General features: G+C 67.5%; 11 protein-coding genes and 2 pseudogenes. 5 read left to right on the top strand and 8 right to left on the bottom strand.

Annotated elements, in window-relative coordinates; translation table 11 throughout:
* Positions 1 to 144: 144 nt before the first annotated feature.
* The 4 genes from AC50X9_RS10865 to AC50X9_RS10850 are packed head-to-tail and all read right to left on the bottom strand — an operon-like array spanning position 145 to position 3,821.
* A complete protein-coding gene (locus AC50X9_RS10865; protein ID WP_494893366.1) occupies positions 145 to 1,890 on the bottom strand; it encodes a DUF4389 domain-containing protein in 1,746 nt (581 codons plus the stop codon).
* A gap of 35 nt (positions 1,891 to 1,925) precedes the next feature.
* Complete coding sequence (locus tag AC50X9_RS10860; RefSeq protein WP_494893364.1) at positions 1,926 to 2,372, bottom strand: flavodoxin family protein; 447 nt, start codon at positions 2,370 to 2,372, stop codon at positions 1,926 to 1,928.
* On the bottom strand, positions 2,369 to 3,424 hold the full coding sequence (locus AC50X9_RS10855) for a zinc-dependent alcohol dehydrogenase family protein (RefSeq protein ID WP_494893362.1): 1,056 nt from the start codon (positions 3,422 to 3,424) through the stop codon (positions 2,369 to 2,371). Before AC50X9_RS10855 ends, AC50X9_RS10860 begins: the two co-directional genes overlap by 4 nt.
* A 25-nt stretch (positions 3,425 to 3,449) precedes the next feature.
* Positions 3,450 to 3,821 carry a hypothetical protein gene (locus AC50X9_RS10850; protein ID WP_494893360.1) on the bottom strand — a complete coding sequence of 124 codons (372 nt, stop codon included), beginning with the start codon at positions 3,819 to 3,821 and terminating at the stop codon, positions 3,450 to 3,452.
* Between the two features lie 337 nt (positions 3,822 to 4,158).
* On the opposite strand from AC50X9_RS10850, the gene AC50X9_RS10845 reads away from it, so the two are divergent.
* Positions 4,159 to 5,664, top strand: a complete 1,506-nt coding sequence (locus AC50X9_RS10845) for an amidohydrolase (RefSeq protein WP_494893358.1) — start codon at positions 4,159 to 4,161, stop codon at positions 5,662 to 5,664.
* 10 nt (positions 5,665 to 5,674) lie between these two features.
* Here the strand turns inward: AC50X9_RS10845 and AC50X9_RS10840 are convergent, their stop codons facing one another.
* Positions 5,675 to 6,184 carry a hypothetical protein gene (locus AC50X9_RS10840; RefSeq protein ID WP_494893356.1) on the bottom strand — a complete coding sequence of 170 codons (510 nt, stop codon included), beginning with the start codon at positions 6,182 to 6,184 and terminating at the stop codon, positions 5,675 to 5,677.
* A gap of 99 nt (positions 6,185 to 6,283) precedes the next feature.
* Here AC50X9_RS10840 and AC50X9_RS10835 point away from each other — a divergent pair, with 99 nt between their 5' ends.
* A complete protein-coding gene (locus AC50X9_RS10835; RefSeq protein ID WP_494893354.1) occupies positions 6,284 to 7,969 on the top strand; it encodes an HNH endonuclease in 1,686 nt (561 codons plus the stop codon).
* Here AC50X9_RS10835 and AC50X9_RS10830 read toward each other — a convergent pair.
* Positions 7,955 to 10,126 (bottom strand): glycoside hydrolase family 3 C-terminal domain-containing protein, encoded by a 2,172-nt coding sequence (locus tag AC50X9_RS10830; RefSeq protein WP_494893352.1) that lies wholly within the window; start codon positions 10,124 to 10,126, stop codon positions 7,955 to 7,957. The genes AC50X9_RS10835 and AC50X9_RS10830 overlap by 15 nt on opposite strands.
* Positions 10,127 to 10,319: 193 nt before the next feature.
* Between AC50X9_RS10830 and AC50X9_RS10825 the strand changes: the two are divergent.
* The 3 genes and pseudogenes from AC50X9_RS10825 to AC50X9_RS10815 all read left to right on the top strand — a co-directional run.
* Positions 10,320 to 10,403: pseudogene (locus tag AC50X9_RS10825) on the top strand (type II toxin-antitoxin system YoeB family toxin); the annotation flags it as partial.
* 307 nt (positions 10,404 to 10,710) lie between these two features.
* Complete coding sequence (locus tag AC50X9_RS10820) at positions 10,711 to 11,328, top strand: uracil-DNA glycosylase family protein (protein WP_494893350.1); 618 nt, start codon at positions 10,711 to 10,713, stop codon at positions 11,326 to 11,328.
* 30 nt (positions 11,329 to 11,358) lie between these two features.
* Positions 11,359 to 12,305: pseudogene (locus AC50X9_RS10815) on the top strand (L-lactate dehydrogenase).
* Here the strand turns inward: AC50X9_RS10815 and AC50X9_RS10810 are convergent.
* Positions 12,302 to 13,426, bottom strand: coding sequence for a cation diffusion facilitator family transporter (locus AC50X9_RS10810; RefSeq protein WP_494893348.1), 1,125 nt, complete (start codon positions 13,424 to 13,426; stop codon positions 12,302 to 12,304). The pseudogene AC50X9_RS10815 and the gene AC50X9_RS10810 sit on opposite strands and share 4 nt — an antisense overlap.
* Complete coding sequence (locus AC50X9_RS10805; RefSeq protein ID WP_494893346.1) at positions 13,423 to 13,758, bottom strand: ArsR/SmtB family transcription factor; 336 nt, start codon at positions 13,756 to 13,758, stop codon at positions 13,423 to 13,425. The genes AC50X9_RS10810 and AC50X9_RS10805 overlap by 4 nt, the downstream gene beginning before the upstream one ends.
* Positions 13,759 to 13,770: the final 12 nt, after the last annotated feature.

Here is a 13,770-nt window from a genome sequence, read left to right as displayed (position 1 = left end):
CATGGAAAAAGTTCTTGGAGGAGCGTGCGGCAGGGAAGCCGGGGATAGCGAAGCGCGGGAGGCACATGCGCAGCGGGCACGACGAAGCGGCCGGGGCGGCTGCGGTGAGCTGCCCCGGCCGTGACGGGTGACGTTCCGGGCCAGCTAGATGCGGGGCGGGTTATCCGGACCAGTAGGGGCTTCCGGGCCGCTACGCGCTTCCGACCTGTCCGGGCCGGAGGGTGCCGGCCCGCCGATACCGTAGAAGCCCGCCTGGCCGTCGGCAGGCACGGCCGTTGCCGGGCGTGCCCCACCCGGACCGCCGGCAGCGGCGGGACCTGTTCCGCCAGGATGGGACTGGCCGTAGAGCGGCGGTTCACCGCCGGGAACTGACGCGTATCCGGGCCCGGAAGGAGGGACCGCAGCCGGAATCGCAGGCGCGTCTCCCGGATCCCGCGGCCCCATGTCCAGATGGAACGGCGGGTACTCGTCGCGCATCAGTCCCACGTAGGTTGAGACGCGATAAATCCAGCGGTTCAGGCCCATCAGGAAGTCGAACATACCCCGCGGGTAGACCCCGGTGAACAGCAGGATGACCCCGGCGATGAGGACCAGCAGGCCGAACAGCGAGAGTCCCATACCGACCTGCACCCAATTGCCGTCGCGGTACACCCAGGTCTGGGCGGTCCCGGTGAGCAGCGCAATGATCAGCAGGTGCGGGATGGCCAGCAGCCAGGACTTGACGAGCACCAAACCCCGGGACAGCTTCTCGGGATAGTCGACGTCGAAATCGGCGGGATAGTCGGTGCGTTCCAGGGTGAACGGCGGATAGATGTCCGTGCCGATGGCCGAGTATGCGTAAAACGACACGCGCCAGCTCCAGCGGAGCACCCCGACGTTGAAGTTGAACAGCGAGCGCGGGTACCGCCCGGTGAAGAGGATCGCGAACCACGCAACGATGGTGACCACAACGAAGGCAAACCAGAGGAAGAAGAGGACGATGAAGTGCGGGATCGCCAGCAGCCACTTGAACAGCCACTTCCAGCGGGACAGGTTCGGGTCCAGGAAGCCGCTGAGCCGGGCAGGATAAACAATGCCGGAACCCGGTACGGCGCCCGGCACGGCGCCCGCTGGATAGAGCTGCGGCGCGGAGCCGGTGGCCAGAGGCTGCCCAGCCACTGGTTGGCCGTAACTAGGTTGGCCGGACACGGGCTGCCCGGGAAGGGGATGCCCGTTCTTGCCGCGCCCCAGCCCTGCGGCGCCAAGCACGATCAGCGGAACACCAATGAGCAGGAGCACGATTCCGCTGATCAGCAGCCCGATGAAGACGGGCCACAGCAGGTTGGAACGGGCTCCGGCTTTCATGTCCACGGCCACCGGGGCACTGGCGTCAGCGTTCATGATTACTACAGCCCAGCTGCCGGACCGCAGGTCCCATTCGAGCTGCTGCTCCCCCGCGCCGGTGGCGGACGCTGCCCAGAAGTTCTGGTCCGCGGGCCTGGCAGGAATCCTGGCACCGGCCACATCCTGGTACTCCACGCGGAACGGGTTGAAACGGACCTCGGTAATCTCGGAATGGCTGACGCCGTCAAGGTACGCCGCCACGTCGTTCCTGGGTCCCACCCCGATGAAGATTTCCTTCCCGGAAACCGCCGACCCGCCCAGCATGACGCTTCCGACCACGCCGACCGGCGCCGTGTCCGGGACTCCGCCTTCGGTCATGATGTCGAGGCGGGGTGTGGTCAGTGCGTAGGAGTTCGTGGAATAGCGCTCCGATGGGGTCGTGAAGTACCCGTTGTCGCGCTGCAGATAGTTGGCGAAGCCCGCGGCCCCGGCGGCCGCCAGCAAGCCCAGCCCGAGGAGGGCGCTGAGGGTTCCCAGCACCAGCATGACAATCCGGCCTGTTCGCATGGCCGCCGTCCTTTCAATGGCTCAGATCAGCTGGCTCATCTCGTGAGGGAGGTGAGTAGGGTGTGCGCCCAGGCCTTCGCTTTCTCGATTTCGCCGTCACGGAGGGGACCCTCGCTGCCCTTGACGTAGAAGGGCATGGGCTGGGCGATGATGTCTGCCCCACCGGCCTTCAGGGCGTGCGTGATCTTCTTGGCGGCGTCGCCGTGCATGAACATCCGAACGCGGGTATCGAACGCGGCGGCCTTCACACCTTTGAGGTAGCCCTTCCCCAGAGCCGAGAGCATCGCAGTGATCTTCGGTGTCGGGCGCCATCCGTTGATCGGACTTCCGACCACGAGGAGGTCCCCCGCGGCGAGCGTCCCGGGCGTGAAGTCTCCGACCGGGACGGAATCCGCCGGCATCCCGTCGAGCGCGCCAGAGATCGCCTCGGCTACCGATCTGGTGTTGCCGTACGCCGAATCGTAGACAACCAGGGCCCTCATGCCGTGATCACGACCTTCAGCGCCTTGGTTTCTGCGGCCCGCGCGAAAGTGTCGTAGGCCTCCAGGAACTGATCAAAGCTGAAGTGGTGGGTGGCGAACTTCTCCGCCGGAACCTTTTTCTGGGCCACGAGCTTGAGCAGCATCGGGGTGGTGTTGGCATTGACCAGCCCCATGCTGATGTTGATGTTCTGGATCCAGAGGTTCTCCACATGCAGCTCCACGGACTTGCCGTGCACCCCCACGTTGGCTACGTTTCCCCCGGGGCGCACGATGTCCGTGCACATGCTGAAGGTCGCCGGAATGCCGACCGCCTCGATTGCCACGTCCACACCCTGCCCGTCTGTCAGCGCGAGCACCTGTTCCTTCCAGTCGGCGTCGCCGGAGAGGACGACGTCGGTGGCGCCGAACTCCCGGGACTTGTCCAACCGGTTCGCGTCAAGGTCGACGGCGATGATGGTTGCGGCCCCGTAGAGTCCGGCGGTGGCGATGGCGGCGAGGCCCACCGGACCCGCGCCGATGACGGCGACGGTGTCGCCAGGCTTGACGCGGCCGTACTGCACCCCGATTTCGAAGCCGGTGGGGAGAATGTCGGAGAGCATGACGGCCTGTTCGTCGGTGACGCCCTCGGGGAGCAGGTGCAGGGAGTTCTCGGCGTACGGGACGCGGACATACTCGGCCTGGGTGCCGTCGATCAGGTGCCCGAAGACCCATCCGATGCCGGACGCCCCTTCCTCGCCCATGCAGTGCGAGTAAAGCCCGGTCTTGCAGTTGGCGCAGTGGCCGCAGGACTTGATACAGGAGATGATGACGCGGTCGCCCACTTTCAGGCTGGTGACCGAGGAGCCGACCTCGGTAATGGTCCCGACACCTTCATGGCCCAGGATCCGGCCCTTGGTCACCGCGGGAACATCCCCCTTGAGGATATGGAGGTCCGTGCCGCAGATTGTGGTGGTATCCACTTTGACGATCACGTCGCTGGGATTCTGGATCTTGGGATCGGGGACGTCCGTCCAGGACTTTTCTCCGGGACCGCCATAGACGAGGGCTTTCATGCGTTCTCCTTGATTCCGAGGGCTTTCATGCGTTCTCCTTGATTCTGAGGATGGCGGGCGGATCCACGATGCGCAGACGGCACGGGGTGACGGAGGCGTCAATGCCGGAGGACAGAACTGAGCGACGGGCATGCTCGTGGAGTTCCTCCATGGCATCGGCCGTCACGCGTGCGTGGGCCAGGTCCACGACGATTTCGTATCCGTGAAGTTTCGCTGCCACGCGGCGGCAGACGACGTAGAGGGCACGGATATTTGCGGGCGTAACGACGCCCCGCACGACGACTCTCGCCGACGCCTCGACTGCGTCGATCCGGATGAGAACTTTGATGCGGGGATCCCCATGGGAGGGGTGAGCGTAGTAGGAGCTGGATCGGTTTCCGTATTGCCTGTGTGTCACGGGGCATCAGAGCTCCCGCGCCGCCCGTGAGCGGACTCAAAACTACAAAAATCGCTGATGACAGTCATTTTGGCGGCGGTCTCCTGCCGGGATCCCGCTGACGCGGAAGCCTGCAGAATGCCTTTTCCTTCCCCAGGGTTCGAGCGAGACCGTGCAACTGACGAGCAAGCGGTTCATCCCCCAATGGCCGTGCAGAAACCGCCCCAAATCCAGCATGGCCGTGGCCTGTGTCCGGGGCAAGGGGCGAAAGTCCCTTGCCGGGCGTCGGCGCCCGGAATCCGGCGGGTTAGGCGGGTCCGGATTGGCGCATGGCGCTCCGGACCATAGCCTGTTTCCTATGCCTGCGACCCCAACCAAAGCCGTGAACGACCTCGTGCTCGCCTCCGCGCGCGTCCCGGGCGGGACTGCGCTGTACGACCTGCACGTGACCAACGGCGTCGTTTCGGGGATCAGTGCGGCCGGGACTCCCGGCAACACCGGTTCCCGGGTGGTTGACCTGGACGGCCGCTACGTCATCCCGGGGTTGTGGGATGAGCATGTCCACATGACCCAATGGGCCCTCGCCGCCAACCGGATCGACCTCTCCGGCGCCACCTCGGCGCGTGAGGCGGCCGACGTCGTCCGCTCCTCCCTCTCCGGCCGCAACGACGCCGCACGGACGGCCGTGGGTGTCGGTTTCCGGGACGCCGGCTGGCCGGATGTTCCGACCCTGGCGCTGCTCGACGGCGCCACGCAGGGCCTGCCGACGGCGCTGCTGAGCCATGACCTGCACTGCGTGTGGCTCAACAGCGCGGCGGCACACCGCTACGGCGTGGCGGTGGAGGCCTCCGGGCTGCTGCGCGAGGAACCGGCCTTTGACCTGACCCGCGAGCTGGGCCGGCTGCCTGATGCCGTGGTGGATGCCTGGGTGCGGGAATCCGGTCAGGCGGCGGCGGCACGCGGGATCGTGGGGATTGTCGATTTCGAAATGACCTGGAACCGGGACGTGTGGCTGCGCCGCGTGGCGGGCGGGTTTGATTCCTTCCGGGTGGACGCCGGCGTTTACCCGCAGGACTTGGCGAGGGCCATTGCGGAGGGGATGCGGACCGGACAACAGCTCGACGGCGGGGCGTTCGACGGCGGGGCGGCGCTGCTGCGGGTCGGCCCGCTCAAGGTACTGATCGACGGCTCACTGAACACACGCACGGCGTTCTGCGTGGACCCGTATCCGCACGGCGGCCGGGGGCTGCTGACCGTGAGCGAGGCGGAACTGCTGGAATTGCTGGTCCAGGCCCGGGAATCCGGCTTCGTTCCGGCGGTGCACGCCATCGGCGACGGCGCCAACGAGGTGGCCCTGAATGCCTTCGCGGCGGCCGGGATCGCCGGGAGGATTGAGCATGCCCAGTTTGTCCGCGGCCAGGACTTCGCCCGCTTCGGCGAGCTGGGCCTGACGGCGAGCGTCCAGCCGGCCCACGCCCTGGATGACCGCGATGCTGCCGATTCCAACTGGGCCGGGCGCACGGACCGGGCGTTCCCGCTGCGGTCGCTGCTGGCTGCCGGGGCGACCCTGGCGCTGGGCTCCGACGCGCCGGTGGCGCCACTGGAACCGTGGACCGCCATGTCTGCCGCCACCACCAGGGCCCGTCAGGACGGGCGGGAACCGTGGCACCCGGAGCAGGCACTCAGCCGGCAGGAGGCCCTTACGGCGTCATCGCGCGGGCGGGGCCGGATCCGGGTGGGCGATCCGGCGGATCTCGCCGTGCTCGACGGCGACCCGCTGGCGGTATCCGACGCTGTCTTTGCGGCCATGCCAGTGGCCGCGACGCTAGTAGCCGGGCGGTTCACTTTCCGAGGCGGCGTCTGACCGGCGGCAGCTAGCTTCCCTTGACGCGGCTCTGGACCAGGTTGGCGTAGGGCAGGCTGCCATACTCGTCCACGAACGCGGAGTGATACCCAGCCTCGGCCTCGTTGAGCTCCTCGACGGGCAGCTCCTTCCACGCGACGATCAGCGAGCCGGCGGCAGCAAGCTGCCAGATCAGCCGACCGTCCCAATGGCCGGGCGGCTTTCCGGCGCCAAAGTCGACAAATTCCTGGATCTGCCGGCGCAGGCCGCGGTTGCCTTTGCTTCCGGGGCCGGCCTTTCCCACGTAGAGCACGTCCGCACCGTCGACCCATTCGGCGTCGAGCGCTTCCGGCTTCAGGGTCGGGTCCTTCTTCTTGAAAATACCGGCCGTGCTCTTCGCCAGGAACTGCGGCCGGAAGCCCTCGGGCCGCAGCACCGCGAAGATCCCGGGTTTCTGCGGGATCCGGTTGATGTCAAGGTCCCCGAGCGGCCGGAACCCGGTGAACCCGTCCTGTTTAAGTGAGTGTCTGTTGATTGGCATGGGTTCCTCGAGTCGGGGCGCTGCGTTCATTCAAAGCTTACGGATGCGCAGCTTCCGTGGCCGCCCTTAATGTCTGAGGTGCCCGATAGTTTGGATTCCATGGACGGCAATCAGGGACCCGACGAGGCTCAGCCAGAACAGGTGACGGTCACCGAGGTGGCCCGTTCCCTGGAGGTCGTCCGGCCTTCCGCTAACGACGGCGGCGGCGGCGCCGGGCTGATCGGGCAGCTCCGTGAACGGGAGGAGCTGCCGTCCGCCGCAGCTGCCGTTTCCACCCCATGCAGGGGTGATCTTATGGTCGGAGCCCCGCTGTTGAATAGGGATGTGAACGGCAATCAGGGGCCCGAAGTGGCTCCGGAAGCAGCGGGCAGGGGCACAAGCGGTGGCACGGTCACCGAGGTGGCCCGTTCCCTGGCCGCGGTCCGGCCCGCCTCCGACGGCGCCGGGCTGATCGGCCAGCTCCGTGAACTGGAGGACCTGAAATCCGCCGCGGCCGCGCAGCAGGCCCAGCTCGCGGTGGCCTTCGATCTGCTCCAGCGCCGCGAACAGGCCGCGGCCGGGGTGCCCGCGGCCGAACAGGGCACCGGGGTCGGCGCGCAGATCGCCCTCGCCCGGCGGGAATCCCCGGCCCGCGGCGGGAGGCTCCTGGGCCTGGCCAAGGCGCTCGTGACCGAGATGCCGCACACTCTCGCCGCGTTGAAGTCCGGGCAGCTCAACGAATGGCGCGCGACCCTGCTGGTGAGGGAAACCGCGCGCCTGCCCGCGGCGGACCGCTGCGCCGTCGACGCCGAACTCGCCCCCGACACCGGAACCTTCAACGGCGCCGGGGACCGGCAGATCATCGCCGCGGCCCGTGCCGCCGCCTACCGGCGGGACCCCCGCTCCGTGACCCAGCGCGCCAGCCACGCCGCCACCGAACGGCACGTCAGCCTCCGCCCGGCCCCGGACACCATGTGCTACCTCACCGCCCTGCTCCCGGTCTCGGCCGGCGTCGCCGCCTACGCCGCACTGACCCGGCACGCCGACACCCTGCGCTCCGGCGGGGACACCCGCACCCGCGGCCAACTCATGGCCGACGCTCTGGTCGAACGCAGCACCGGAAAAGCCGGCGGGATCAACGGCATCGAGATCCAGCTCGTCATGACCGACCGGACCCTCTTCCAGGGCGACAGCGAACCCGCCCGACTCCCCGGCTACGGCATCGTCCCCGCCGGCTGGGCCCGCGACCTACTCACGACCGCTGGAACGGACGAAACGGAGACGGGCGCTGCCGGGGCCGGGGACCCCAACGGGGAGCGGGCTCTTAACGTCTGGCTCCGCCGGCTCTACACCGCCCCCGGCACCGGCACCCTCACCGCACTGGACTCCCGCGCCCGGCTCTTCCCGCCCGGGCTCCGCCGCTTCCTGACGGCCCGCGACGACACCTGCCGCACCCCGTACTGCGACGCCCCCATCCGCCACTACGACCACATCATCCCCTGGCACCACGGCGGCACCACGACCCAGAGCAACGGCGCCGGACTCTGCGAAGCCTGCAACCACACCAAAGAAGCACCCGGCTGGACCGCACGCCCACGCCCCGGCCCCCGACACACCCTCGAAACCACCACCCCCACCGGCCACAGCTACCAATCCACCGCACCACCACTCCCGGGAACCCCGTTACCGGGGACACCGCAACTCGAATCACTTGGCTTCCGGCAGCGGCGCGAACTCCGGCACGCCGCCAAGGTCCTCAGGCACTCCAGACCGCGGGCCGGGGTCAAGGCATCATCCGCGGCCTGAGACACCGCCGTGTTGGCCGAGCGGCTTCCGCCCGAACCACGACTCGGCCAGGGGCACGTCGGCCTCCAAGGTGTAGTTGCCGGCAGAGTGCCCCAGCGCCAGTCGGTAGCTGCCGCCGGGGGAATGCCATTGCCCGGCATCCTGGTCGTAGGACGCCAGCAGCCGCGGATCAACGGTCAGCGAGACGGTCCGTGATTCGCCGGGGTCGAGTTCCACCCGCTCGAAGCCGATCAGCCGCATCCGGGGCCCGGCCGGCTCCTCCAGAAGGTACAGCTGCGGGACGTCGGCACCGCGCCGGGGCCCCGCATTGGTGACGGTGAACTCGGCGCGGACCCCGCCCCGGTCCTGCACCGTCAGGTCCGCGTAGTCGAACCGGGTGTAGCTGAGCCCGTGGCCGAACGCGAATAGGGGTTCCTGCCCGGTCTTCGCGAACCAGCGGTAGCCGACGTCGGATCCTTCGTTGTAGTGGACCGTAGTTGGGGTCCCCCACGGCGTGCCGAGGCCGGGGAGTTCAGGTCGCGGCGTCTGCACGAGGCCGGTCGGGAAGGTCAGCGGGAGCTTCCCGGAAGGGTTCGTGACGCCGGCGAGGATTTCGGCGATTGCCTGGCCGCCGCACTGGCCGGGGTACCAGGCTGCCAGTACGGCCCTGACCTTAGGCAGCCACGGCATTGCCACCGGGTTTCCAGTCTCGAGGACGACAACGGTGTTCGGGTTGGCATCCGCGACGGCCTCGATCACGGCGTCCTGGCCCCACGGCAGGGTCAGGTCCGCATTGTCGTAGCCTTCGCCCTCGACCCGGATGCCAAAAACGATGGCGACGTCGGAGCGGCGCGCCAGCATCGCAGCCTCGGCCGGGCTCATCCCGGGATCGAAGTCGATCGCGGCGTCGGGCAGCAGTTTCTGCAGTTCCGCCAGCGGGGAGGAGGGCATCAGATACAGGTTCCGCATGACGCCCATAATTCCCGGGCCGCCGATCGAGTGGACCTCGGCCCACCCGCCGGGCGGGGTGACGGCGCTGGAGCCGCAGCCCGTGACCACGCCCAGCTGGGCATGTCCCCCGATGACCGCGATCCTGAACGGCGCCCCGGTATCGGACGGCGCCGCCAGCGGCAGCACGCCATCGTTCTTGAGCAGGACGATGCCCTGCCGGGCCGTCTCCAGGGCGATGCCGGCATGGGCGGCGGGGTCGACGTCGGGCGTTCCCTCCCAGCGGTCGATCCCGACGTCGAAGATGGCATAAAGAATGCGGCGCACCATCCCAGAGAGGCGTTCCCTGGGGAGGTCGCCGGCCTCGAAGGCTTCGCGCAGCGGTGCTGTGAAGGTCTCCTGGCCCCACATCATCACATCGATCTGGGCGCCTGATTCCTGGTCCTGGCCGCGCAGCGCGAAGTCCCAGCTGGGCGTTGCGCCCCAGTCGGACATCACCCAGCCGGGGAAGCCCCAATCGCCTTTGAGGATGCCCTGCAGCAGGTCCTCGTTGCCGCCCACGTAGATGCCGTTGATCTTGTTGTAGCCGGTCATGACCGAGCCCGGGCAGGCGCGTTCGATCGCGATTTCGAAGGCGAGCAGGTCGGATTCCCGGTGCGCAGCCGGGTCGATGACGGCGTCCAGCCAGTGCCGGTTGGTTTCGTTGCAGTTCAGCGAAAAGTGTTTGACCGTGGAGATTACCTTCTCGCCCTGGATGCCTTTGACCGATTCCGCGCCGAGGACGCCGGTGAGCCACGGGTCCTCGGACAGGTACTCGAAGTTTCGGCCGTTGCGGGGATCGCGGTGCAGGTTGAGCCCGCCGGCCAGCAGGACGTTGAGCCCTTTGCTGCGGGCTTCCCGGCCCACCATTTGCCCGGATCTGCGGGCGAGATCGGGGTTGAAGCTGGCCCCCAGGGCGATCGAGGCCGGGAGCGCGGTCGCGGTGTCGCCCTCCCGGTAGCCCGGGTTGGTCACGCCCAGGCTCGCGTCGCTCATCAGCAGTGCGGGGATGCCAAGCCGCGGGATCCCGGGGGTGTAGCCGGCGCTCATCGGAACGCCGTCAGGGATGCGCGGGTCCTTTTCCGTCAGCACGCCGTTTGTGCCCTGGACGCTGATCAGGAGGGAGAACCGCTCCTCATCCGTCAGCTGCACCTCGACTTCCCGGGCCCGTTCCATCGCTTCACGGTTCACGCGTTGCCTGCTTTCGGGTTCGTCCCGGCGGGGCATCGGGCGCCACTGCGGGTTGGGGAGCTACGGACGAGTTCCATCATGCCCTCGGTGGTGAGGAGGGCCCAGAGGCTCGCGGAAACGTCCCCGGACGGTTCGATCCGGGGACGGATCGCCACACTCAGGACAGGCAGCGGACGCAACCGGCAACGGCAGGGAAGGAACCGGGAAGCCGGAACCGCTCAAACACGGCTTCCACGGCTCCTGGTCACGCCGCATCACCGGTGAGCATCGGCTGGTCACCAGCTCGTTCGGCAGCCGCCAAGATTTGGCGTTTCGCCAGCATGCAAAGGCCTGCAGGTACCTTCGCGATCTCGCTATGAGATGGCTCGGACATTTTCATGTCCTGAACGGCCCGGCTCAATCTGATGGATACCTGCAGGCGGTTTAAGCGTACGCCCGGCTCTCGGGCCTTGACTAGGGGTTTACGGACCGGCCGGCGGCGCCGGAGTGGGACCCGCGGCGACCCACAAAAACGCCCCAGCGCTCAAAAGCGTAGAGTGGAACAAGACGCCTGATTCTGGACGCCGAGCGCTGAGGGAGAAATCGTGACGATTGACTGGGACGAAAAGAAGACCCTGCTGCAGGAACCGAACATCGCCGCCGTAACGCAGCTTTGTGACGAACTGATGGAAAAGAAGCCGGGGTCTGTCGTCCCCTACATCGATCCCGTCCACGACGAGGACGAGTGCCGCATCGTCAGCCTCCACATCGCCCCGGGCAAGGGCACCGAATCGGGCTTCGTGTCCCACTTCAACGATGACGAGGCGGCCCGCCGCGCCACCTCCATCTACGAGGCCGTCGAGCTTGACCCCCGCTACGTGATGCCGTGGAACGCCTACCCCTGGGTGCGCGACCCCGAGCTGCCGTCCGCACTCAACGTCCAGGAGAAGACGGACGGCCTGCGGCCGTTCCGCCAGTTCCTCAAGATAAACAAGCGCGTGTCCGCCGTTATCGCCCACGGCGCCGACGCCCACGCCTTCCTGACGCTCTTCGAGAAGACCTACCACTCGTCCCTGAAGAACCGCGGCGTCAAGATCTACAAGGCCACTGCCCTGGGCGGCCGCGCGTTCGCCGTCTCGGCAACCAAGCAGGATGAACTCCTGAGCAAGAACATCGAGGTTTACAAGGACGCCATGCAGCGGGCAGGCATCCAGCACCTCTAGCGGAGCAGCCTGCGCGGGAAAGAGGAAGCCGTGTCCGGATCAAAACTCGCAATTGTGGGGGCCGGCAGCGTCGGCACCTCCTTGGCCTACGCCGCCTTGATCCGCGGCTCGGCCAGTAACGTCGCCCTCTTCGACGTCAACGCAACCAAGGCTGAGGCCGAGGTGCTGGACCTTGCCCACGGCACCCAATTTGCCGCCGCCGCGGTCACCATCACCGGTGGCGGTGACATCACCGCGACAGCAGGGGCCGACGTCGTCGTCATCACCGCCGGCGCGAAACAGGCGCCGGGCCAGACGCGGCTGGACCTGGCCGGCACCAACGTCCGCATCCTCGAACAGCTCATGCCTCAGCTGCTCACGCACTCCCCCGAGGCCGTCTACGTGCTGGTGACCAACCCCTGCGATGTTCTGACCGTCGCGGCACAGAAAATCTCCGGGCTCCCGTCCTCGCGCATCTTCTCCTCCGGCAGGTGCTCGATACGTCCCGGCTGCGCTGGCTGCTGGCGCGGAAGGCCGGAGTCTCCCTCACCAGCGTGCACGCCAGCATGGTGGGCGAGCACGGCGACACCGAGTTCCCCATCTGGTCCGGCGCGACGATCGGCCCGGTCCCGATTCGTAACTGGGAGGTCGACGGCGACCGCGTCTTCACGTCCGACTACCTCGCCGGAACCGCGCAGGAAGTAAAGCAAGCGGCTTACAAGGTGATCGCCGGGAAAGGCGCCACAAACTACGCGATCGGGCTGTCCGGCGCGCGTATCGTGGAGGCCCTGCTGCGTGCGGAAAACGCTGTCCTGCCGGTGTCCACCGTGCTGGACGGCCAGTACGGAATCACCGGAGTGGCACTGTCCCTGCCCAGCGTCGTTGGGCGCGGCGGGGTCCATCAGATCCTGGACACGCCGATGGACGACGGCGAACTTGCCGCCCTGAACCACTCGGCGGAGACCCTTCAACGGAGTCTCGCCACGCTCGGGATCTAGGGTGAAAGGGGCCGCTCGATCGTGGCGAAAACTGGCACCACGGTCACCGCGCCGACGTGCGGCAGCGCCCGCCGAACCCCGTGCTCCAGATTGGCCGTCACCGAGGAGAGTTCCACCAGGTGCGCATCCGTGGCGATTGGGACCATGATCTCGACGTGCAGCCTGTGGCCGGACCAGCGCAGCCGTGGCGTGCCGCCGGCCCGGGAGTGTTCCGCGATAACGGCCTCAACCCGCTCCGTCAGTCCAGGGTCGACGCCGTCCATCAGCCGCCGCCCGACGTCGCGCACCGTGCCCCACAGAAGGACGACGATGGCGGCGGAGATCAGCAGGCCCACGATCGGATCCGCTAGCGGGAAGCCGAGCCAGACGCCGATGACTCCCGCGACGACCGCCAGCGAGGTGAAGCCGTCCGTCCGGGCGTGGATGCCGTCGGCCACCAACGCCGCGGAACCGATCCGCCGGCCGACCCGGATCCGGTAGACGGCGACGAGTTCGTTGCCGGCGAAGCCCACCAGTCCGGCGACGAGCACCCAGCCGAGGTTGTGCACGGGCTGGGGCTCGAAGAAACGGCGGATGGATTCGACGGCAGCCACCACCGCGGACAGCGCGATCATCGCCACGATGAACAGCCCGGCGAGGTCCTCCGCCCGGCCGAATCCGTAGGTGTAGGTCCGGGTGGCCTTGCGGCGGCCCAGCAGGAACGCGATCCAGAGCGGGACCGCGGTCAGCGCGTCGGAGAAGTTGTGCACGGTGTCGGCCAGCAGGGCCACGGAGCCGCTGATCAGCACTATCACGAGCTGGAAGAGTGAGGTGGCGCCGAGACCGAGCAGGGAGATCTTGACCGCTCGGATTCCCTGGGAGCTGGCTTCGAGGGCCTCGTCGATGGAGTCCGCGGCGTCGTGCGAGTGCGGGACAAAGACCGACTGCAGCCAACCTTTCAGACCCTTGGCGTGGGTGTGCGTGTGGGGGTGCTCATGGTCATGCGAGAGATCGTGGTCATGCGCGTGCGCGTGATCATGCTGGGGCTCGTGTTTATGCGGGTGCTCGTGGCCGGCGTGGTGAACGTGCTCCTTACCCTCGTTGTGGCTCTGTTCGTCCACAGCGTCCGACGGGCGGTTCACGCCTCGTGTCCTGGGGCCGTGCCGAGCGCGTGCTCCGCCTGATGGATTGCATCCATCACAAGTTGACGGGCGTGATCATTCTGCAGCCGGTAAAAGACCTTCGTGCCTTCTTGCCGTGTGGCGACCATGCCGGCCAGCCGCATCTTCGCCAGATGCTGGGAAACGGCAGAAGCCGGCTTCCCCACCCGCTCAGCCAAGACATTGACCGGCAACTCACCCTCCCCCAAGGCAAGGATCAACCGGACCCGCGTGGCATCGGCCAGCATGGAAAATACCTCGACGGCGAGCTCAACATGAGGACTGTCGATCTCTACCCGCATATCTGCATTCATACGCAGATAATG

This window comes from Pseudarthrobacter sp. HLT1-3 (assembly GCF_059383535.1).
Note: the sequence above shows the minus strand (reverse complement) of the source record. Positions and strands in the feature narration are given on the sequence as shown.